Source organism: Fodinibius sp. GM21, assembly GCF_058386955.1.
Map to the genome: position 1 here is coordinate 117,846 of NZ_JBYEIQ010000005.1, position 20,633 is coordinate 138,478.

The window sequence follows — 20,633 nt, forward strand, 5'->3', positions numbered from 1 at the left end:
TGAGTTTGATTGAAAAATTTTGATGGTTTTAGAAAGAACCTCTTACAGATATTTTGAATTCAAACCTTTCATTAAACTCTCTTATCTTTAGCAAAACTATCAACGAAATCTCAAATAAATCATTCGATGTTAGACGTCACTTTTATCCGAAATAATCCCGATTTAGTTAAGCAAGCGATGAAAAATAAGGGAGAGGAAAATCCCCAAATTGTTGATGAGGTTATCAGTATCGATGAACAGTGGCGCTCGCTGGTGGAAGAGACGGATAACCTGCGAAATGAGAGCAACACAAAGGCCAAAAAAATTGGTGAGTTGATGGGGCAGGGTCAAAAAGAGGAAGCCCAGGAAATAATTTCTTATACCACTGAGCTGAAGGAGCAAATTCAAGAAAAAGAAGACAAGCTTCGTTCATTGAAAACAGCTCGAAAAGATCTGCTTCTTAAAATTCCGAATGTGCCTCACGAGTCGGTACCGGTAGGGCAAACAGAAGCGGATAATGAGGTTTTTAAAACGTGGGGAAATACCGTCAAAGAGAATTGGCGTAAACCCCATTGGGAGCTGGTTGAGGAACAAGGCTGGATTGATTTTGATCGCGGTGCCAAAGTAACGGGTGCGGGTTTCCCGTTTTATGTAGGTCCATTGGCTAGGTTACAGCGTGCCTTGATTAATTACTTTTTGAACAGGGCTGCTGAGGCTGGATATACGGAGTTACAAGTTCCTTATTTTGTAAATGAAGACTCAGCACGCGGAACGGGACAAATCCCGGACAAAGAAGACATGATGTATGAAATTCCGCGGGATGAGTTTTTTGCGATACCAACGGCCGAGGTTCCGGTAACAAATTTCCATCGCGATGAGATTTTAGAGGATGATAATCTTCCACTTTATTATACCTCTTATACTCCTTGCTGGCGACGTGAGGCCGGCTCGTATGGAAAAGATGTACGGGGATTAAATCGCCTGCATCAGTTCGACAAAGTTGAGCTGGTAAAAATTGTGCATCCGGAAAGAGCGTATGATGAGCTTGAAAGCCTTCGTGAACACGCTGAATCACTGCTAGAAGAACTAGATATCCCTTATCGTACCCTGTTAATGTGTACCGGAGACATGGGGTTTACTCAAGCCAAGAAGTATGATCTTGAGGTTTGGAGCCCAGGTCAGCAGCAATGGCTGGAGGTAAGCTCCTGTTCAAATTTCGGGAGTTTCCAGGCACGTCGTATGATGATCCGTCGCCGTAAAGAAAATGGAGATACCGAAATTGTGCATACGCTCAATGGATCCGGGCTGGCATTACCTCGCGTTGTCGCAGCGATTTTGGAGATCTACCAGCAGAAAGATGGCAGCATCGAAATTCCAGAAGTGTTACAGCCGTTCATGGGTACTGATGTTATAATACCGTAAATCTAACTATCCAATAAAGAGGACGCTATGGAGCACGATATTTGGGGAAGTCGATCACTCACAGAAGGGCAGTTAGAGTATGTGACCATCGGAGATCTGCACTTGTGGATAAAATATCGAAATGAAGAGGTATGGATTGCCCATTTGTATAAGGATGAGGTTAAGCGAAAACCTGTTTCCGATCGGCCTCCCAAACAGGTAGAATGGGTGCGATGGGCGCATAAAAATAGTTCGGCCGAAGTTACTGTTTCTCCGGTTTATCCCGATAAGCCACTGGTGGTACATTCAGAGTTTAGTCTAAAAGTGAGTCCTGAGACTCGGATACAAATATTTACGCGTATTCCTATTTGGATTCGTGTATCGTTGGCTAAGAATGATTATCAATTGATCGAATTACCTGCAGTTAAGCTTTCGCGAACCTGGTTTGGCACATTTACTGAGGGAGAACTTTGTTATCATGCTATAACTAAGGCTCGTAGAGATTTATCTCACGTAGACAAGAAACCATATTTGGTAAGTTGCCCAATAGAAATTGTTAACAAATCTGATGAAGAGCTTACCTTTACCAATTTTTGTTTTCGGGTAGAACGCTTAAGCATGTACTTGCATGAAAAGGAGCTATGGGCTGATGAAACGGAAATTATTTATCAGGGCGAAGATCTACACAGTGAAGTGGTTATGACTGGTAAACTTCCAGAGGGAATCACGAAAAAACAGTTGCTTACAAAACCGCGTAAAAAAGTGCACAAGAGTTTAGCTACCCGAACATTCAAACGTTTTTTTAAAGATACGGTTCTGACTGATCGCTAAATTATTTTATTACAATGGATCTACTGAATATCTACAGTTATTTATCGGAAGAAACAGTGCATCAGATCATAAGGGTACTGTTGATTATCGTGATAAGTATTCCCGTTTTGCTGTTATTACGTGGATGGGCTCGTCGCTTTTTTACCAAAAAATACGCCTCTCACTACGGTATGCTGGCGGGGAAGGTGGTTTTTTATACGGGTATTATTTTGATGATCATTACCGTAATGGGACAGTTGGGCATCAGCCTGGCTCCGCTGCTTGCCGGTGCGGGTATTGTGGGTGTAGCTCTTGGTTTTGCTTCGCAGACGAGTGTGTCAAATATTATCAGTGGTTTATTTCTGATTGCTGAACAACCGTTTAAAGTGGATGACATTATTAATGTGAGTGGGACTATTGGAATTGTCATGTCAATTGATGTGCTGTCTGTAAAGCTGCGGACATTTGATAACATGTTTGTTCGTATTCCGAACGAGACTATTATTAAAACACAAGTCATTAATTTGACAAGATTCCCTATTCGTCGTTTTAACGCAAAAGTCTCAGTGGCCTACAAAGAGGATATCGAGACAGTGCGAGAAATTTTGATGGAGGTGGCTGAAAAAAATCAATATTCGCTAAGTGAGCCTGAGCCCCAAATAATTTTTGAGGCTTTCGGCACTTCATCTATTGACCTTGATTTCAGAATCTGGGCCCCCGTTGACGAGTGGATTTTCCTAAAAAATACCATTCAGGAAGAGATCAAAAAACGATTTGACGAAGAGGGAATTGAGATCCCATTTCCACATGTTTCCTTTTATACAGGAGAAGCATCTAAGCCGTTACCTATTGAGTTGATACAAAAAACAGAGTCAACCCCGTCAAATAACGATCAGTAGTACGAAGACTTGTTCTCGACAGTACTTCGAATAGCTTTGTAAATAAAATACAGACCTGCTATTGCTAACGCTACAATTATGATCGATCCCCAGAATATGTAAGTAAGGTAGGGGATTAAAAGGATGCAGAGTATGCTTACAAAAAATCGTAGCGGATTGGAATAAAAGCTGTATGCACTAATACTCGTAGAGAGCAGTCGAAGGATTCTGCTAAACATGGTAGTACCTATTTTTTAGGATTCTTACCTTGGTCTTTACGATTTTCGAAGAATATTGATTCAATAGAACTTTAATATAGTAGAGAAGGATGCCCGACTTATTGATTGGAACCAGCGGTTGGTCATATAAAAATTGGAGTGACTTTTATCCGGAGGGTGTTTCCAAAAAAGATTACCTTGAATATTATACCGGGCAGTTTAATTCTGTAGAGGTAAATGCCACTTATTACAATCTCCCATCAGAAGAAACGGTAAAGAAATGGCGGGAAACGGCTGTTGATGGTTTTCGCTTTTCAGTAAAAGGACACCGTCGGATTACGCATTATAACAAGATGAAAGATATTGATGAGCCACTGAATCAATTTTTAAGTCGGATGCGGTCGTTGGGAGATACACTCAAAACCGTTTTTTGGCAGTTTCCTCCGAATTTCAAAAAGAACGCGGAACGGCTCGATAGATTTTTGAGAAAGCTCCCCGATGACCAGCATTTTTCTTTCGAGTTCAGGCATATTTCATGGCTCGACCAGGAAGTATATGATTTGCTGAGCGACAAGAATGCTGCTATTGTCTGGCAAAGTTCAGGAGAATTTCCCGATGCCTGTACACCTACTGCAGATTTTATCTATATAAGGTTTCACGGACTTACGGGATACCGGTATTCTTATAAAAAATCGGATTTAGAGCCGTGGGCAGACATTGTACAAAACCACCTGGATGAAGGTCGTGATGCGCAGATCTATTTTAACAATCCGGGCGGGAATGCTGTAGAAAGTGCTCAAATGATGGAAAAGTTACTCGACTGATTTTGCCATTTTATACCTTGCGGATTAGCTACGAGGCTACTGCGAACATCTCCTGCTCTTTGAACTTGACAAGCAGGTCGATGATCGGTCCCATTTCAGATTCTTTCATAATCTCAGCGCGTAATTGACGACTATTGCGGATGCCTTTTAAATATTGCCCGTAGTGTTTTTTCATGATGATAACTCCGTACCGTTCTCCGTGATGATTAACCGATCTTTGCAACTGCTCAGCGCAGAGGTTAATACGATCTTCGATTGTTGGTTCAGGCAATAGTTCACCTGTATTGATATAGTGGCGTGTCCGTTCAAAAATCCATGGATTACCAATAGCTCCGCGGCCAATCATTACGCCGTCAACGCCGGTTTCATCGAACATTTGCTTGGCGTCTTGAGGAGAAGTAACATCCCCATTGCCGATGATAGGAATCTCCAGGCCGGGTGTTTCTTTAACGTATTTCAGATAATCCCAGCGGGCATCGCCTTTGTATTTTTGGGAGCGGGTTCGGGCATGTATAGCAAGGGCTTTAATACCGACAGATTGTAAGCGTAAAGCAACTTCACGGATTTTAATGGTTTCATCATCCCAGCCGAGACGAGTCTTGGCTGTTACCGGAATATTATCAACAGCATCAACAACACTGGCGGCCATTCGCTCCATCATATCGAGATCACGAAGGCATCCGGCCCCGGCCCCCTTTTTGGCGATTTTATAAACCGGGCATCCAAAATTGATGTCAATGATATCGGGATTTTCTTCTTCAGCTGTTTTTGCAGCATCTTCCATTGCTTCTTCGCGTCCGCCAAAAATCTGCACACCGAAGGGACGCTGTTCTTCGGTGAAATCCATTTTATGTAGTGCCTGGTCGTTATCACGTACAATGGCCTCGGAACTGATAAATTCAGTATATACGACAGAAGCCCCCTTGCAACGACAGATTGTGCGAAATGGGGAGTCCGTCACATCCTCCATAGGAGCGAGCAGGATGGGTTTTTTACCGAGATTAATATCACCTATTTCCATAAAAATTGCTTATTTAATTCCTTTAGATAACTCTCAAAGATATTGAATTTTTTATCGAACATCGATACTTCAAAGGTTCTGGGTTTTGGAACATATTGCTTGCAATGTTGACTAGTCATTTCCTATTGAATCACTTATATTAATTACCATTTAAATCAAAATAATTTTAGTTAAAATCCGGGAGCTACGCTATGGCTTTAGCAAAGAAAAGTATTGAAGAATTACTTGGTGATGAAGCAGAAGACCTGCTAACACATAAGTGCGAAACGATTTCGAAAGAGAAATTGCATTTACCCAGTCCTACATATGTTGACGATATGTTGGGAGGGTCTGATCGAAATCCTCGTGTAATGCGGAGTTTGCAAACATTGTTGGATAATGGTCGTTTAGGAGGAACAGGATACTTGTCTATTTTACCTGTTGATCAAGGTGTTGAGCATTCTGGTGGAGCTTCATTCGCCCCTAATCCTGATTACTTTGATCCGGAAAAAATTGTTCAACTTGCTATTGAAGGCGGCTGCAATGGCGTAGCATCTACCTTTGGAGTTTTAGGATCTGTAGCACGTAAATATGCTCACAAGATTCCTTTTATCGTTAAGATTAATCACAATGAGCTGATGACTTATCCCAATGAGTATGATCAGATTATGTTCGGATCTGTAGAGCGTGCTTTTGATATGGGAGCTGTTGCTGTTGGAGCAACTATTTACTTCGGATCTAAAGAATCAAGCCGTCAAATTCAGGAAGTGGCCAAGGCCTTTGAGCGGGCACATGAGTTGGGAATGGCTACTATACTATGGTGCTATACGAGAAATTCAGCGTTTAAAGTGGATGGCAAAGATTATCATGCTGCGGCTGATCTTACCGGTCAGGCGAACCACTTAGGTGTAACCATTCAGGCAGATATCATAAAGCAAAAACAGCCAACTACGAACGGGGGATACAAGGCACTTAATATGGGCGATTCTTCTTATGGTAAGTTGGATGAAGATATTTATGATAAGCTCTCCAGTGATCATCCCATCGATTTAACACGCTATCAGGTAGCGAATGATTACATGGGACGCGCCGGACTGATTAACTCTGGTGGTTCTTCCGGGAAGAACGATTTTGCCCAGGCAGTCCGTACTGCAGTCATCAATAAAAGAGCCGGTGGTATGGGTTTAATCAGTGGTCGTAAGGCATTTCAGCGTCCGATGAAAGAGGGCATCCAGTTATTGAACTTTATTCAGGATGTTTATCTTGATGACGATATTACGGTGGCATAACAAATCAACCTGTTTTTAGGCCTTATGGAGTTTTCCATAAGGCCTTTTTTATGAAGCAAAACAGTTTGAATTCGTTTTGTGGTATTGCTCTCTTATTTTTCGACTAATATTTTATCTTTCGGAGATGAAAATAGATACTTAATTCTACTGTAGAACTACTTTTCTTGTCTGATAAAAAAGAGCAAATACAAGAGGATCCAAAGCGGTATTTTTCCAAAAAATATCTCTTTATTTCTATTGGGTTGAGCGTAGCGACAATGGCATTTGTCATTTGGCTAACCTATACACCCGGGGTGTTGACGCATCTTAAGGCAAAGCGGCTTCCCGGTATCATTATTGCAATTGTGGTATCATTTATGCGACTGGGATTTTCAGCTGCTAAGATCAGGTATCTGTCCGAAAAAGCACTCGACTGGATGGCATCATTTAGGGTGATGCTAAGCTGGGATTTTACCTCTTCCATAACGCCCTCGGTAGTAGGTGGAGCCCCCATGGCTACATATGCATTGACCAAAGAAGGTTTTAATTTTGGACAATCTACGGCCATCATGCTTTACAGCTTGCTCCTCGATCAGCTATGGTTTGCAATGGCTGTTCCTATATTGCTGATTTCAGGAATTTTCTTTGAGGTAGTGCCCAATAATACTGGGTTTATAGGGCATGCTTCAATGATGTTGCTTTATGTCGGATTACTAAGCTATGCAGGCTTGATGGCTTACGGGGTATTGAAAAATCCCAATGCGATTCGAAAAGTGGTAAACTGGTTGTTTAAGCTTCCCTTCCTGCGAAAATGGAGAGATACGGTTGCCGGCGAAGTTGATAACTTGGTTGAATATGCTCACGAGTTGCGTAGAAAACCCAAAAGCTTTCTGTTCAAAGCATTTTTTCTCTCTACGATGTCATGGTTATGTAGAATTGCTCTGCCGACTATTGTAGTACTGAGTTTACTTCCTGCTGATGTAATCCTATCGGTGTTGCGAAGTCTGGCAATGAATCTGGCTTTTCTAATTATGCCGACTCCCGGAGGAAGTGGAGGAGTAGAAGGCTTATTTGCGATTTTCCAGGGACCGCTTATTGATCGAAAGGCTTTTATAGGCTTAGCTGTCTTTGCCTGGCGGGTGATAAGTTATTACATAAGCATCGGACTGGGAATGATGGCCACAACTTGGTATATCAACCGTTCTATGATAGATACATTAAGTGATGAAGCTGCCAAAGAAAAGATTGATAGCGATTTACCATCCTAAAATAAACTAATACATATGCCTAAAGATCGGATACAGTATGTTTGTGGGGATTGTGGACACACCTCTACCAAGTGGTTGGGAAACTGTCCCAATTGTGGTGCCTGGCATACGTTTAAGGAGTTTAAGGTTGAGCGCAAGACGAAATCCGAGAAAGAACATAAAGGTAAAGTGGATGGACTTGAAGATTCCCAACCGCCACAAAAGCTTGACGATATTGATAAGGATTCTCAAGAACGCTTTTTGAGTAAGATTCAGGAATTTGATCGCGTGCTGGGCGGAGGATTTGTCTCCGGTTCTTTTGTGTTGATTGGCGGTGATCCCGGGATTGGCAAAAGTACGCTCACCCTACAGATTGGGAAGTCGAATCCGGATCTGGAGATACTCTATTGTGCCGGAGAAGAGTCAGCGGGACAAATTAAGCAACGTGCAAAAAGGTTGGGTGTTAGTTCAGATAACTTTTATATCTACACCGAAACCGATATCAATAAAGTGCTTAAAGAAGCACAAAAATTAGATCCGGATTTGTTGATAGTTGATTCTATTCAGACGGTGTATCGTACAGAATTGACAAGCATGGCAGGTAGCATACAACAGGTCAAGGAGTGTGCTGCGTTGCTGCAACAACTGGCTAAAAAACAGGATATCACTACGTTAGTGATTGGTCATGTAACAAAGGAGGGTACTATTGCCGGTCCGCGTGTGCTGGAACATATGGTAGATACGGTGTTGCAGTTCGAAGGAGACAGCAATTATAACTACCGGATGTTGCGAAGCATAAAAAATCGATTTGGTCCGGCGCAGGAAGTAGGTGTTTTTGAGATGAAAGAATCGGGCTTGGAAGATGTATTAAATCCATCGCAGTTGTTTCTTTCAGAATATGACAGCAAGGTAAGCGGTAATGCAGTTATTTGTTCGATTGAAGGCTCGCGTCCGCTCTTGGTTGAGGTGCAGGCATTGGTAACGCCCAGCAACTATGGAACCCCGCAACGCACGGCTACAGGCTTTGATCACCGGCGTTTGTCGCTGTTGCTTGCGGTGTTGGAAAAACGTGGAGGGTATCAGTTTTCCGGACAGGATGTATATTTGAATATTGCGGGAGGATTAAAAGTAAATGATCCGGCTGCTGATTTAGGGGTAACGATGGCTTTGGTATCCAGCTTCTTGGATAAACCAATTTCGAACAAAATGGCATTTTTGGGAGAAGTGGGGTTGGGAGGAGAAGTTCGTACGGTGAATAAAATTGATCATCGCCTTTCAGAAATAAGTAAACTCGGATTTAAGAAGGCAGTTATTCCTAAATCCAATACTCTTGATCAGGAGATAGATCTTAAATCGCTGGGCGTGACAAATATTTCAGCAGCGATAAAAAAAGCCCTTTAGCATGAACTAAAGAGCTTTTCAAAAATCACAAAAATATTTCTTAATACTTGTTACGCTCTCGTCGGCGTTGTTCGCGAATGCTTTTCTTCAGTGCCTCACGACGTTCTTTCGAAGGCTTGGTATACTGTTGATTCTCTTTGTATTCATTGAGAATTCGCGAACGGGCTACCAGTTTTTTGAACCGGTTAACGGCTCGATCAATGCTTTCGTTGTCTTTTACTTTAACTCCAACCATAAAATGTAAATTGTTTTACTTTCAATTCTCGGACGCGAAATATAAGGATTCTTTTGTAAATGTGCATACTAATAACAAAGAAAAATAGCGTATCATTTCTGATGATACTGTTACTTTTTGGGTATCGAAGAAGTTCAGGATAGAGATAAAGCTTGGTTTGAGTATATCAGAAAAGTTTTAAGCTAAATCCTACTCCAAATTCAAAGCCCGATCCGTACCATTTTTGACTGTCATTAGCATGTACTCGAAAGGGACTTCCATCAGGATATCTTTCAAGAATTTCTTCTATTGTGGTGATATCACTTCGCGAAATCCGGTATCCGCCTTGTGCCGTAAGTACAATTGATTTTGATAAAGGCCATTCAATTTCGAGATAGGGTTTAAAGGTTTCCGGGAATTGATCCTCAATTTTTCCGCCAACAACATCACCTTCTCTTCTGTAATCATTTACTGCAAATCGACTTATGTTGATGCCACTTTTTAATCTAAATCTCTCTTTATTTATAAGCGCATAGAAAACACCCCCGCCATATAAAAAGTCAACTGCAGAATCGAACCCTCTGAAAAGATGAAGGTTGATACCAAAACGATATTGCTCAAAATCATAAATTGAGAGAATGATTCCCTGCGACTGAGAACCCCCGCGTTCCATGCTATTTACCTGGAAAGCAGTCATGGCATTTGCTTGTAATCCTACCCATAAATTTGGGACTTTATCATCCTGAGCCGAAACGGATTGGGCTGAAACCGAACTTGTCCAGGCAGCAAACAAGAATAATATTGGAAGGCAGTATCGTATCATCCCTAAAAGTTAAACAAGATGTTGAAAGTAAGGGTACCCGTTGATTGTTCGTGGGTGAAATTATATCGAAGCCGATACTGTGGCTTGGTCGTAATAGAAAATGATTCGCTAATATTAAATTTCGTATCCAGCCCCAACTGAGGGCCGGCCACGAAACCGTCAAACCCCTGTCGTAAATTGCCGGATGAAACGGGCGGTTGATAATCGCCCACTCCCGCTACAGCACCGATATTGGGCATAAATGTAATATTCTCAGAAACGGAGAGCGATTTATAAATAGATGAAACCCCAAGAATGGAGGTTAATGAGGGAGTCGTAAATCCCTGATAATTTTGGAGATTTAGATTAAAACTGCGATATGCAGACAATTCATTATAATTTTGGAGATTTAGATTAAAGCTGTGATATGCAGACAATTCATTTCGAAGTAGCAAATTATTATCCCAATGGTAGGTTTGTCCTGCGGTGATTCCAATATTTAGAATAGAAAGTTGTATTCTGCGATCTCCTGTCAGCCCTCCTGTTTCACTGTTTAAAAACTCGGCGTGCAGGCTTAGATCGTAACGGTCGTTGAATCGGTATCCCACGGCCGGACCGATAAGTTGGGTATCTTCCAAAATGCCCCCTTGCAGATACAACGATTCTACGACTGGGGTAAAGAATCCTCGATCACTTTCATAGGTGGTTTGAGCATGAGAAACAGAAGTGGTTAGAAAAATTGTGGCTAAGATAGATATAAAGAAAAGAACATTTTTTGTTCGCATAATATGATTTTAAGAAGTAGCGTCTGATGATTAATTAATCAATATTATAATAAAAATAGGGGGTGGCAAAAATTTAATCCAGCATTACCGGATTTTTGATAAACTTTGTGGGAATCTCATCTTGATTAACTCCCAACCCAAAAAGTGCGTAATCGTACTTGGCGGGATCTTCGGGATCGAGCAGCCTCAGTGCTTGCGTAAGCTCTTGCACGGCCCACCAGTCGTTATACGTTCGGGAAAGAAGACCGAGTGCCCGGGCTTGTCGTGCCACGTGTACATCAAGGGGGATCATAAGCTCGGATTGCGGCATAAAGTTCATCAACCCCAAATCAACGGGGCTTTGCTTGCGTACAGCCCATCGCAAAAAAAGATAGAGCCGCTTGCAGGAGCTTTTCTTGTCGGCATTGGATACGTGTTTGCGCGTGCGTTGCGGTGCTTCGGGATGCTGGGCAAAGAACTGTTCGTGGAAAACGGACATCAGCGGTCGCTCGTTTTCGGAAGCTTTTTCATAGCAAGATGCCCAGAAATCCTCAAAAGAACCGCAGCTTAATAGTATGGACTGCAATATTTTTACGAGCCATTTCATGTCGATGGGTTTAAAAGTACGGTGCTTGAATCCCTGAAAACGCCCGGCATCACGTTCTTCAAAATGGGTTATAAACTCAGTGGGACGATTGTCCATCCGATCGAGAAAGTCACGTACTTTGCGGATAACCACATCACGACGTCCCCACGCCATAGTGGCGGCAAAAAATCCCGCCAACAGCTGATCCTCTTTCTGATTGAAGGCGTGCATAAACAGCACGGGATCATCATTGATATAGTCCGGGTCCTCAATTTTGGCAACCCACTCATCCAAGAAAGGCTTAAGCTCTTTGATCTGTTTTGGGGTCCGTTTTTGAAGTTTTGGGGGCATTGTTTCTACTTTGCTAAATTTTGTTACGAATCCTCCTGACCTTCATCGCCAAGGAGGAACTCAAATTATATAACCTAAATCTTAAATTTAACTGTTAGCTTGAGGCCCTTCTTGAAGAAGAGGGATTTAAGGAGATTGAATGATCTCAATGTATTAAGATATTTCAACCTGAAACGAGACCAACTTCGCCGAAGTAGTAGGCTACGTAGGTTGAATTCAGCATGACAAAGAGTTAAATCTCCAGTTCCTGTTGCCCTTTATATAAATTCATCAGCTTTTCGGTAAGCTTTCGGTTGGCTTTCGGAAAGGGGTAGTCGCTCAATTCATCAATAGCAATCCAGCGGATTTCCTGGCTCGATTTCGGTTTGGGTATTCCATTCGCCAATTCACATAAATAAGCATGCAGTGTAATTTTAAAATGTGAATACGCATGATCGAGCTTCATGAATGGTTTTGTGATTGAAATGTCGATATCCAATTCTTCATTAAGCTCGCGCTTTATCGTGTCTTCCATATTCTCATTTTCTTCCTGTTTGCCCCCGGGAAACTCCCACATGCCGCCCAGCATGGCATCGTCAGGACGCAGTGCAATGAGAACTTCTTCTGCCTCATTTAAGACAATGCCCACGCCAATGTTATGATGCGGACGTTTTTTTGCGGATGATTTATAAGGAATGTCTTGAGTTTTTGCTGTTTTGTAAGCCACACAATTGGCTTGAATAGGACATTCCCCACAATTGGGATTGGAAGGTGTACAAAGGGTTGCCCCCAATTCCATTACGGCCTGATTAAAATCACCCGGACGTTCTTTAGAAATAAGTTCGTCTGCAGCATCTTGTATGGCATTTTTTGTGGACGTACTTCGAACATCATCTTCAATACCCAGGTAACGGCTGAGCACGCGGATCACATTGCCGTCGACCACAGCGTACTTTTTCTGAAATGCAATACTCAACACTGCCGAAGCGGTGTAGGGACCCACTCCTTTGAGTTCTGTGATGTCATCCCACTTATCGGGGACGTTGCCTTCGAACTTATCGACAACGAGCTTTGCTGCGGCATGCAGGTGACGAGCACGGCTGTAGTATCCAAGTCCTTCCCAGACCTTAAGAACTTCTTGCTGGTCGGCTTCAGCCAGATCGTAAACCGTGGGAAAGCGTTCCATGAAACGATTGAAATAGGGAGTGGCTTGATCCACGCGGGTCTGCTGTAACATAATTTCAGAGACCCATATTTTATAGGGATTATCACAGTCGCGCCAAGGCATCTCACGCTTGTTTTGATCGTACCAGTCCAACAAGAGATTTTGAAATGTACCCTTATCCAATGTTTATTATTTCCTAAAAGTTAAAATGATCTGCGTTAATTGTCGATCTATTCGCTGCGAGTATTTTCGACAACATTAATAGTAACGTCAATCGATTTTGCAGCCCCGTACTGGTCTGTTGCAATGACACGGAATTCATTCTCACCTATATGGCGTGGAGTAGGGGACCACGTAAATTCTCCCGTTTTTTCATCAATTGACGCACCTTCCGGTAAGTCTACCCCCAGATATCGAATTAACTCTCGGTCGCTTCCGTCAGGATCCGTTGCTTTAATAGGTAACGAAAATTCTTCATTAATTGGGATGCTTATTGTTCTTATAGGTGCAAACCGTGGCGGCGAGTTAAAGGATGTAACTTCAACATCAATACTGGTACTATCCGTTTCACCGCTATTGGTTGATGCGATAATTTTAATGCGATGATTGCCAACATCATCAGCCGTCGGTTGCCAGTAAAAACTCTGTCCCCGTATTTCAGCGTGTGCTACATTACCAGACTGATATGAAATTTGTACTGCATTAGCAGGAATATCCTGCTCAAACCTGATTGGGAATAAGAGTGCTTTGGTATGTGGCACTAGTTGGTTGGGAATATCTTTTAGAGCAATTTCACCGGAGTACGCTTCACTTGATTTTGTAGTTATATCATCGTTAGAACTACCACCGGGTACTGACGTTATTATTCGGCTAAGCTTATTGTATTCCGAAATCCATAGATCACCGTCTGTCACTGTAAAGTAGTTCCCGGCATCTTTATCCTCTTTCCACAAGTCGGGGCTTCTATTTTGATATGAGGTCCAAACCCTGTTAGAGCTTCCCTGAATAATGAGCCAATTCTTCCAGGTTTCTATCTTGACTACGGGTTCATCGATACTTCCAAGTTGTGATGTGTTACCTGAGCTGTTGAACTCATAAATATTACCATCAGGGTCTGAGCCGTAAACAGTGTTATCAATCAAAAATATTTTACTGATATCTTCGGAGAGCTCCAGCTCTTTACCCAGCGTTAGTTGATCATCCTGATAATCAAACTGATAGAGTTTTTTGCTGGATGAAAGAGCAAAAAGCTGATCGTTGGAGGCTTCGAGATCAACAATATTTTCTCGACTCAAACGAGAACGTTCTACATAATCCATGGTGGAATCGACTGCGGCAGGTGATCGGAGCGAAAGTTTTCCGAGTCCCTTATCACCCAGAGCCACATATAGATTGTTGTCGATCCGTTTAGCATCCCGAGGATTGGCAGGCAGCAGGGTTGAGGAGTAGACACCCAATACCGAAGTGGGTTCGAGCACAGTGAGCCGCCGACTATCGCCCCATAGGTAAGCAAATCGGATATCAGCCGTCATAGTATGCCCTCGTTGTTCCATTCCGGTGGACGAATAGAGCCACTGTAGGGTATCCTGCTGTGTGCGAAATACAGCCATTCCTTCACTGTCCGATAAAACATAAACATGAGCAGCAGAACTGCCTACTGTTATCGTTGACGGGATTTCTAATACGTAAGAGAAATCTTTTTGCAGCGTAGGTTGTGCCTGAACATTAATAGTGACACATATGAGTAAGCCAACAAAAAAAGTGAACAATTTGTTTTTCATAAATTTATAGCCAGTGATGTTTTTTATACCAGTGGATGGTACGCGCAATTCCTTCACCCAGCGAATATTGGGGGGTATAGCCGAGTTCTCGGTGTGCTTTTTCATTAGAGCACGTCCATTCTAAAATTAATTCCTTTGCTTTTTCCCTGTTAAGAACGGGATACATTCCAAAAAATGATGCAGCTTTTTCAACCGTACCTGCGATTGTTTTTACCAGTTTGGGCTTAACGTAAATGGGTAACGCTTTTTTACCTAATACTTTAGAAGTAGTTCCGCGTATTTGATTCCAGGTATAGATTTCAGGTCCGGATATGAAATACGTATGAACTCCTTTGGCAGTTTGATCAACCGCTTTCAAGATTCCATTAATTACATCGCCCACGTAAATCATCGAAATTTTGGGATGTTCCCCATCGCCAATAATGGGACATATCCGTTTATTAACCATCTTAAAGAAGCTGTAAATTTGATCTTCGCGCGGGCCATAAACCGCGGGTGGACGCAAAATAGTAATTGAGGTATTCCGATTTGATACCTCGTGGATAACTTTCTCCATCTCTTTTTTTGATTTCCCATAGTTACTGATGGGATTCATCGGCTTGTCTTCAGTAGTGGGTCCGTTTTGACTGGGGCCGGCCGCGGCCAGCGACGATAGTACCACTATTTTAGGAACGCCTTCCTTTTGGGCAATACGGAGAAGGTTTTCAGTCGCGTCCACATTCGCATGCCTTAGTTCTTCATATGTGGGGGCTTTAACGCGACCGGCAATATGAAAGACAACATCTACATTTTTGAGTGCTTTTTTAAGCACAGGTAGATCATCGAGATCGCCATGAACACGAGCAAAATCCTTGTCCTTAAGCCATTTCTCATTGTTGCGAATGAGGCATCGAACCTCAGAATAGTCGTCAGAACTAATTAACGTATCGGCCAGATGACTTCCAATAAAACCTGTGCCGCCGGTTACGAAGGCTTTCATCAAATTTTGTATATTTGGGGCCTAAATTAAACTATGATTGTTAAAACATCTCAAGTTTAAGACAGTTATTAAGATACAAATATCAAAGATGTATTGGAAAATTTATGAAAGAACTTAGAGTTGCCATCTTTACCGGGAATTACAACCATATTCAGGATGGAGTTTCATTGACTCTGAATAGGCTGGTTGGGTTTTTAGAGGAAAAAGGTATCCCGGTAATTGTTTTCGGTCCTACTGTTGATGAACCGGCTATTGATCATGAAGGAGAGTTTGTTTCCGTTCCCTCGGTTCCTGTTCCCGGACGGTCAGAATATCGTATTACGGTTGGGTTTCCTGAGAAAGCTCAGCGGAGACTTAGGGAATTTGAGCCTACGCTAATTCATTTGGCCACGCCTGATGTGTTGGGGTTTCGTGCCATGCGGTGGGCACAGGCCAATGATATCCAGCTTGTAGCCTCATACCATACACACTTCACCAGTTATTTAAAGTATTATAACCTGGATATGCTGGAAGTGCTGGGCTGGAAATATATCGGCTGGTTCTATAGTCAGTGCAAACATATCTACGTTCCCTCGCCCTCGATGGCTGATGAACTTAATGAGGAAGGAATTGATGATGGTATCAGGATTTGGGCCCGAGGCGTAAATACTGATCAATTTAATCCCGACTTTAGGGATATGGAATGGCGCCGGTCGATCGGATTTGACGATGAGGATAAAATTGTAACGTTTGTGTCACGACTGGTGTGGGAAAAAAATCTCCAAACTTTTGTTGATACTCTAAAACGTCTGCAGCAAGATCATTCCAAAATCAGAGCGATGATCGTGGGAGATGGACCGGCAAAGAAAGAACTCGAACATATGTTGCCCGAAGCTCATTTTACCGGATTTATAACCGGCGATGAGTTAAGTAGAGCTTATGCCAGCAGTGACGTCTTCCTGTTTCCTTCTGAAACGGAAACCTTTGGAAATGTAACGCTCGAAGCGATGTCGAGCGGGTTGCCGTGTGTGGTTGCTGATGCTACCGGAAGCCGGTCACTGGTTGAATCGGGGGTCAATGGATTTTTGGCTGCTCCCCGTGATACGCAGGGATTTGCGCAGCGTGTAGCTAATATTACAAACGATAAAGAGCTTTGGGATCGAATGAGTAAGGCAGCGCGTCAAAAAGCGTTGGCATATTCGTGGGAAAATGTAAACAATAAGTTATTGGAAAATTACCGAGAAGCACTGAATGAACCTCGTCCCGCTCTAAAATTTTAGTCTAACTTTTTTAACGTGCGAATTTTATATGTCTCTCATACACATCCGCCGGAAGGAGAAATTCTTGATAATGTCGGCGGGATGCAGCGAGTAAGTCAACAATTGATCAATGAACTCAGGCGAAAAGATGAGGTCGAAGTTATTACAGAGACAATTAATGTGTCTGAAGATGGAAAAATAGCTTTGCAAACGGCAGCCTTTCTTTTTAGAAATTTATTTGAACTACCTCATAAAGTTCGCGAACAAAAAGTTGATTTAGTAGTATTTTCTTCCATGGTTACGGCAGGTCTGGCTTATTTTATTCGGCAAAAAGTTTCGGTACCGATGATTACGATTAATCATGGCCGTGATGTGACCCTCCCGGTTAAAATTTATCAGTGGTTTGTACCCAAAATTTTTCATAGCCTGAATGGGGTGATTTCTGTTTCGCGGGCAACGCGCGAAGAGTGTATCAAGCGGGGAATGAACCCTGAAAAAGGAGTGGCACTGCCGAACGGATTTGATTTCAAAAAGCTGAACAATTTTCCAGATAAAAACGAATCACGAAATCGACTGCAACAGAACTTTCGCATTCCGCTTGAAAATAAATTCATGCTCCTTACGGTGGGGCGGAAAGTTAAACGCAAGGGACACGAATGGTTTATACGCGAAGTAATGCCCAGGCTGGATGATAATGTCGTGTACGTCACGGTGGGAGATGGTCCTGAATTTGAAAACATTGATGAAGCAGTTGAACAATCAAAATGTGAAAATCGTATTTTTTTACTGGGTCGACAACCAGATGAAGTGTTAAATCAGGCTTACGCAGCTGCCGATCTTTTTGTGATGCCTAACATACCGGTAGAGGGAGATATGGAAGGGTTTGGCATCGTTTTACTCGAAGCCAATATGGCACGAACCCCCGCAGTAGCTGCAGATCTCGAAGGTATCAAAGATGTAATTACTCAGGGTGAGAATGGCTATCGGGTACCAACCCGTGATGCTGCCCAGTTTGCAGAAACGGTAAATAATATTCTTTCTAATAATTTGGAACAATTTTCGAAGCAAACGCGTAGTTATGTGCAAGAGCAATTCAGCTGGAAGCATGTAGCAGAACAATATATTGACTTTTTTCAAACTATAATCAACAGATATACTTTAGGGACCCCCAATTAATATTATCTTATTGATAATTTGATTGATGGTTAATATGGAAGTATATTTGCAACGATAAGCACTTTTTAAAAGCCGAAAAATGGAACGAATGGCTGATTCTAAATCAGATGTAAAATCAAACGATATTTTTGCCAAGGCTTACGATTTCACCAAAGCTGAGGAAATAAAATCTGAGGGTCTTTATCCCTACTTTAAACCTCTCCAAGCTACCGACGGTACAACGGTTCAGATTGACGGTCGCGAAGTTATTATGGCCGGATCTAATAACTATTTAGGTTTGACGAATGATCCCCGTGTAATTGAGGCCGCTACTGAAGTTTTAAAAGTTTACGGAACTGGTTGTACAGGTTCCCGATATTTGAATGGTACGCTTGATTTGCACATCGAGCTTGAAGAGAAATTAGCAGAATTTATGCGCAAGGATTCCTGTGTGTTGTTTAGCACGGGCTATCAAACCAATGAAGGGGCAATACAGACTATTGCAGGCCGTAAAGATGTGATCTTTTCCGATAAAGACAATCATGCTTGTATTGTAACCGGGACCCTTGTTTCGAATGCCAAGACGATGCGTTTTCAACATAATGATATGGACCAGTTGGAGATGCTGATGGAAAGGGCAGACAAAGATGCCGGTAAAATTATTGTCAGTGATGGTGTATTTTCAATGTCTGGAACTATTGCAAATGTACCGGAGCTTGTACGATTGAAGGAAAAATTTGATGCCCGTTTGTATCTTGATGATGCTCACGCTATTGGAGTGATCGGTGAGGGCGGACGTGGTTCGGCATCAACGTTTGATTTGTTGGATGAAGTCGACTTGGTTAGCGGTACGTTTTCAAAATCATTTGCCTCGCTCGGCGGATTTTTGGTTGGTGACCATGAAGTTATTGAGTATATCCGACACAATTCGCCCGCACATATTTTCAGTGCATCTATGCCTCCCGCCAATGTAGCAACGGTCCTTAAAGCACTTGAAATTTTACAGGATGAAACTTGGCGCCTGGATCGGCTGGAAGAGATCTCTAATTATATGCGAGAATCACTTCGTGATATGGGCTTTAATGTTTGGAGTAGTCAAACGCCCATTATTCCTGTGGTAATCGGCGAAATGATGGACTGCTTTAAGTTTTGGAAAGGTCTTTTCGAAGCTGGTGTTTATGTAAATGCGGTTGTTCCTCCCGGAGTACCGCGTGGACAGTCCTTGGTTCGTACCAGTTATATGGCTACACATACTGATGAGCATCTTGATCGAATTCTCGAAGCCTTCCGTAAAGTGGGTATTGAGCAAGGTATTATTGATCAGAACGGACACTCACTTCTCGAAATGGATTAAGTTGTGAAAACCACTCATCGAATAAATGGTATTACGCTTGCCACTACCAAAAAAGAGCGTAAACAATTTATAGATTTCCCTTATCAGCATTATTCCGAAGATGAGAACTGGATTCCTCCATTAAAGATGGAGCAGAAAAAACTCATCGATACGGAGAGTAATCCTTTTTATAACAATGGCGACATTGCGCTATTTTTGGCCGAACAGGATGGCGAACTTTGTGGAAGAATAGCAGCTATACAGGATCGCCGTTATAACGAGCATCACAATAATAAAACCGGTTTTTTTGGTTTTTTTGAGTGTATCAATGATCAGTCGGTAGCTAACCTTCTATTTAAAGTTGCAGGCGATTGGCTAAAACAACGCGGACATACCGATGTCTTGGGGCCGGCAAACCCGAGCATGATGGATGAGATTGGTATTTTAGTTGATGGCTTTGAATATGAGCCCAGCTTCATGATGCCGTATCACAAGCCTTACTATGGTGATTTGATTAGCAATGCGGGACTTGAAAAAGAAATGGATATGTATGCCTTTCGGGTGACGCAGGCCAGCGTAACTCTTGATCGGATTTATCGAGCTGAAGAGATTGTCCGCCGTCGTTTGCCGAAACTCAAGATCCGTGAAATTGATACCAAGAATCTTGATGATGAAGTGGAAATTGTACGAAACATCTTTAATCAAGCCTGGTCACAAAATTGGGGTTTTATTCCGCTTTCAAAAGAAGAGTTAGAAGCTCTGGCCAAAGATCTTAAACTAATATTGGATCCTAAGGTGGCGCATATTGCTGAAGTTGACGGTGAGCCCGTAGCTTTTTCGATTGCTCTTCCGGATTTAAATCAGGCCTTGAAACACACCGATGGAACGTTGTTTCCAACCGGATTTTTTAAACTGCTTTGGCACCGTCGAAATATTAATCAAATTCGCACAGCTTTGATGGGAGTTATCCCAAAATATCAGGGGAAAGGCATTGATGCGCTGCTTCATAAAGAGGCAATAATTAACGGCAGAGAAGTTGGTTATAATTCGTCTGAGCTGAGTTGGGTTCTGGAATCGAACAAAAATATGATTCGCGTTGCCGAAAAGATTGGAGCCAGCATCGAGAAGACCTATCGCATGTACGCAAAGGTGCTTTAGCTTCTGCGTAGCATTTGTCATTAAGATCCCAAGCGAAGTAATATTTACTGCCTTCCGACACTCCGAAATCTCCGAAAAATTTCCTACATTTGAATGCTTTAG

At 42.3% G+C, this 20,633-nt stretch carries 19 protein-coding genes; 11 read left to right on the forward strand and 8 right to left on the reverse strand.

Going from position 1 to position 20,633, the window contains the following annotated elements:
- The first annotated feature begins 126 nt into the window (after window positions 1–126).
- The 4 genes from serS to ACT3IB_RS13540 all read left to right on the forward strand — a co-directional run bounded on the left by serS (window position 127) and on the right by ACT3IB_RS13540 (window position 4,110).
- Window positions 127–1,401: a serine--tRNA ligase gene (gene serS / locus ACT3IB_RS13525; RefSeq protein ID WP_491539554.1), complete on the forward strand. Its 1,275-nt coding sequence runs from the start codon at window positions 127–129 to the stop codon at window positions 1,399–1,401.
- Between the two features lie 27 nt (window positions 1,402–1,428).
- Window positions 1,429–2,211: a DUF432 domain-containing protein gene (locus ACT3IB_RS13530; RefSeq protein ID WP_491539555.1), complete on the forward strand. Its 783-nt coding sequence runs from the start codon at window positions 1,429–1,431 to the stop codon at window positions 2,209–2,211.
- A 14-nt stretch (window positions 2,212–2,225) separates the two neighbouring features.
- Window positions 2,226–3,089, forward strand: coding sequence for a mechanosensitive ion channel family protein (locus ACT3IB_RS13535; protein ID WP_491539556.1), 864 nt, complete (start codon window positions 2,226–2,228; stop codon window positions 3,087–3,089).
- Between the two features lie 307 nt (window positions 3,090–3,396).
- Window positions 3,397–4,110: a DUF72 domain-containing protein gene (locus ACT3IB_RS13540; RefSeq protein WP_491539557.1), complete on the forward strand. Its 714-nt coding sequence runs from the start codon at window positions 3,397–3,399 to the stop codon at window positions 4,108–4,110.
- Window positions 4,111–4,138: 28 nt separating this feature from the next.
- Here ACT3IB_RS13540 and dusB read toward each other — a convergent pair whose 3' ends face one another.
- Window positions 4,139–5,131: a tRNA dihydrouridine synthase DusB gene (gene dusB / locus ACT3IB_RS13545; RefSeq protein ID WP_491539558.1), complete on the reverse strand. Its 993-nt coding sequence runs from the start codon at window positions 5,129–5,131 to the stop codon at window positions 4,139–4,141.
- A gap of 191 nt (window positions 5,132–5,322) precedes the next feature.
- Between dusB and ACT3IB_RS13550 the strand changes: the two genes are divergently transcribed.
- The 3 genes from ACT3IB_RS13550 to radA all read left to right on the forward strand — a co-directional run bounded on the left by ACT3IB_RS13550 (window position 5,323) and on the right by radA (window position 9,026).
- A complete protein-coding gene (locus ACT3IB_RS13550) occupies window positions 5,323–6,399 on the forward strand; it encodes a class I fructose-bisphosphate aldolase (protein WP_491539559.1) in 1,077 nt (358 codons plus the stop codon).
- Window positions 6,400–6,563: 164 nt separating this feature from the next.
- Window positions 6,564–7,646, forward strand: coding sequence for a lysylphosphatidylglycerol synthase transmembrane domain-containing protein (locus ACT3IB_RS13555; protein ID WP_491539560.1), 1,083 nt, complete (start codon window positions 6,564–6,566; stop codon window positions 7,644–7,646).
- 15 nt (window positions 7,647–7,661) lie between these two features.
- The gene (gene radA, locus ACT3IB_RS13560; RefSeq protein WP_491539561.1) at window positions 7,662–9,026 is read left to right on the forward strand and encodes a DNA repair protein RadA; all 1,365 of its coding nucleotides are present in this window, start codon (window positions 7,662–7,664) and stop codon (window positions 9,024–9,026) included.
- Window positions 9,027–9,066: 40 nt separating this feature from the next.
- Here radA and rpsU read toward each other — a convergent pair whose 3' ends face one another.
- The 7 genes from rpsU to ACT3IB_RS13595 form a co-directional block, all read right to left on the reverse strand.
- Window positions 9,067–9,261, reverse strand: coding sequence for a 30S ribosomal protein S21 (gene rpsU, locus ACT3IB_RS13565; RefSeq protein WP_491539562.1), 195 nt, complete (start codon window positions 9,259–9,261; stop codon window positions 9,067–9,069).
- A 166-nt stretch (window positions 9,262–9,427) separates the two neighbouring features.
- Window positions 9,428–10,063 carry a hypothetical protein gene (locus tag ACT3IB_RS13570; RefSeq protein ID WP_491539563.1) on the reverse strand — a complete coding sequence of 212 codons (636 nt, stop codon included), beginning with the start codon at window positions 10,061–10,063 and terminating at the stop codon, window positions 9,428–9,430.
- Between the two features lie 2 nt (window positions 10,064–10,065).
- On the reverse strand, window positions 10,066–10,827 hold the full coding sequence (locus ACT3IB_RS13575; RefSeq protein WP_491539564.1) for a hypothetical protein: 762 nt from the start codon (window positions 10,825–10,827) through the stop codon (window positions 10,066–10,068).
- A gap of 73 nt (window positions 10,828–10,900) precedes the next feature.
- The gene (locus ACT3IB_RS13580) at window positions 10,901–11,743 is read right to left on the reverse strand and encodes a TIGR02757 family protein (RefSeq protein WP_491539565.1); all 843 of its coding nucleotides are present in this window, start codon (window positions 11,741–11,743) and stop codon (window positions 10,901–10,903) included.
- 232 nt (window positions 11,744–11,975) lie between these two features.
- Window positions 11,976–13,070, reverse strand: a complete 1,095-nt coding sequence (mutY, locus tag ACT3IB_RS13585; protein ID WP_491539566.1) for an A/G-specific adenine glycosylase — start codon at window positions 13,068–13,070, stop codon at window positions 11,976–11,978.
- A 47-nt stretch (window positions 13,071–13,117) separates the two neighbouring features.
- The gene (locus ACT3IB_RS13590; protein ID WP_491539567.1) at window positions 13,118–14,668 is read right to left on the reverse strand and encodes an Ig domain-containing protein; all 1,551 of its coding nucleotides are present in this window, start codon (window positions 14,666–14,668) and stop codon (window positions 13,118–13,120) included.
- Between the two features lie 4 nt (window positions 14,669–14,672).
- The gene (locus tag ACT3IB_RS13595; RefSeq protein WP_491539568.1) at window positions 14,673–15,647 is read right to left on the reverse strand and encodes an NAD-dependent epimerase/dehydratase family protein; all 975 of its coding nucleotides are present in this window, start codon (window positions 15,645–15,647) and stop codon (window positions 14,673–14,675) included.
- 104 nt (window positions 15,648–15,751) lie between these two features.
- Between ACT3IB_RS13595 and ACT3IB_RS13600 the strand changes: the two genes are divergently transcribed.
- The 4 genes from ACT3IB_RS13600 (at window position 15,752) to ACT3IB_RS13615 (ending at window position 20,531) form a co-directional block, all read left to right on the forward strand.
- Window positions 15,752–16,906: a glycosyltransferase family 4 protein gene (locus ACT3IB_RS13600; protein ID WP_491539569.1), complete on the forward strand. Its 1,155-nt coding sequence runs from the start codon at window positions 15,752–15,754 to the stop codon at window positions 16,904–16,906.
- 15 nt (window positions 16,907–16,921) lie between these two features.
- Window positions 16,922–18,061 carry a glycosyltransferase family 4 protein gene (locus ACT3IB_RS13605; protein WP_491539570.1) on the forward strand — a complete coding sequence of 380 codons (1,140 nt, stop codon included), beginning with the start codon at window positions 16,922–16,924 and terminating at the stop codon, window positions 18,059–18,061.
- A gap of 88 nt (window positions 18,062–18,149) precedes the next feature.
- Window positions 18,150–19,394 (forward strand): aminotransferase class I/II-fold pyridoxal phosphate-dependent enzyme, encoded by a 1,245-nt coding sequence (locus tag ACT3IB_RS13610; protein WP_491539571.1) that lies wholly within the window; start codon window positions 18,150–18,152, stop codon window positions 19,392–19,394.
- A gap of 3 nt (window positions 19,395–19,397) precedes the next feature.
- Entirely contained in the window at window positions 19,398–20,531 is a 1,134-nt protein-coding gene (locus ACT3IB_RS13615; RefSeq protein WP_491539572.1) for a GNAT family N-acetyltransferase, read from the forward strand.
- Window positions 20,532–20,633 lie beyond the last annotated feature (102 nt).

Coding starts and splice junctions, on each gene's coding strand:
- serS (WP_491539554.1), top strand. CDS start 127: ATGTTAGACGTCACTTTTATCCGAAATAATCCCGATTTAGTTAAGCAA.
- ACT3IB_RS13530 (WP_491539555.1), top strand. CDS start 1,429: ATGGAGCACGATATTTGGGGAAGTCGATCACTCACAGAAGGGCAGTTA.
- ACT3IB_RS13535 (WP_491539556.1), top strand. CDS start 2,226: ATGGATCTACTGAATATCTACAGTTATTTATCGGAAGAAACAGTGCAT.
- ACT3IB_RS13540 (WP_491539557.1), top strand. CDS start 3,397: ATGCCCGACTTATTGATTGGAACCAGCGGTTGGTCATATAAAAATTGG.
- dusB (WP_491539558.1), bottom strand. CDS start 5,131: ATGGAAATAGGTGATATTAATCTCGGTAAAAAACCCATCCTGCTCGCT.
- ACT3IB_RS13550 (WP_491539559.1), top strand. CDS start 5,323: ATGGCTTTAGCAAAGAAAAGTATTGAAGAATTACTTGGTGATGAAGCA.
- radA (WP_491539561.1), top strand. CDS start 7,662: ATGCCTAAAGATCGGATACAGTATGTTTGTGGGGATTGTGGACACACC.
- rpsU (WP_491539562.1), bottom strand. CDS start 9,261: ATGGTTGGAGTTAAAGTAAAAGACAACGAAAGCATTGATCGAGCCGTT.
- ACT3IB_RS13570 (WP_491539563.1), bottom strand. CDS start 10,063: ATGATACGATACTGCCTTCCAATATTATTCTTGTTTGCTGCCTGGACA.
- ACT3IB_RS13575 (WP_491539564.1), bottom strand. CDS start 10,827: ATGCGAACAAAAAATGTTCTTTTCTTTATATCTATCTTAGCCACAATT.
- ACT3IB_RS13580 (WP_491539565.1), bottom strand. CDS start 11,743: ATGCCCCCAAAACTTCAAAAACGGACCCCAAAACAGATCAAAGAGCTT.
- ACT3IB_RS13590 (WP_491539567.1), bottom strand. CDS start 14,668: ATGAAAAACAAATTGTTCACTTTTTTTGTTGGCTTACTCATATGTGTC.
- ACT3IB_RS13595 (WP_491539568.1), bottom strand. CDS start 15,647: ATGAAAGCCTTCGTAACCGGCGGCACAGGTTTTATTGGAAGTCATCTG.
- ACT3IB_RS13600 (WP_491539569.1), top strand. CDS start 15,752: ATGAAAGAACTTAGAGTTGCCATCTTTACCGGGAATTACAACCATATT.
- ACT3IB_RS13610 (WP_491539571.1), top strand. CDS start 18,150: ATGGCTGATTCTAAATCAGATGTAAAATCAAACGATATTTTTGCCAAG.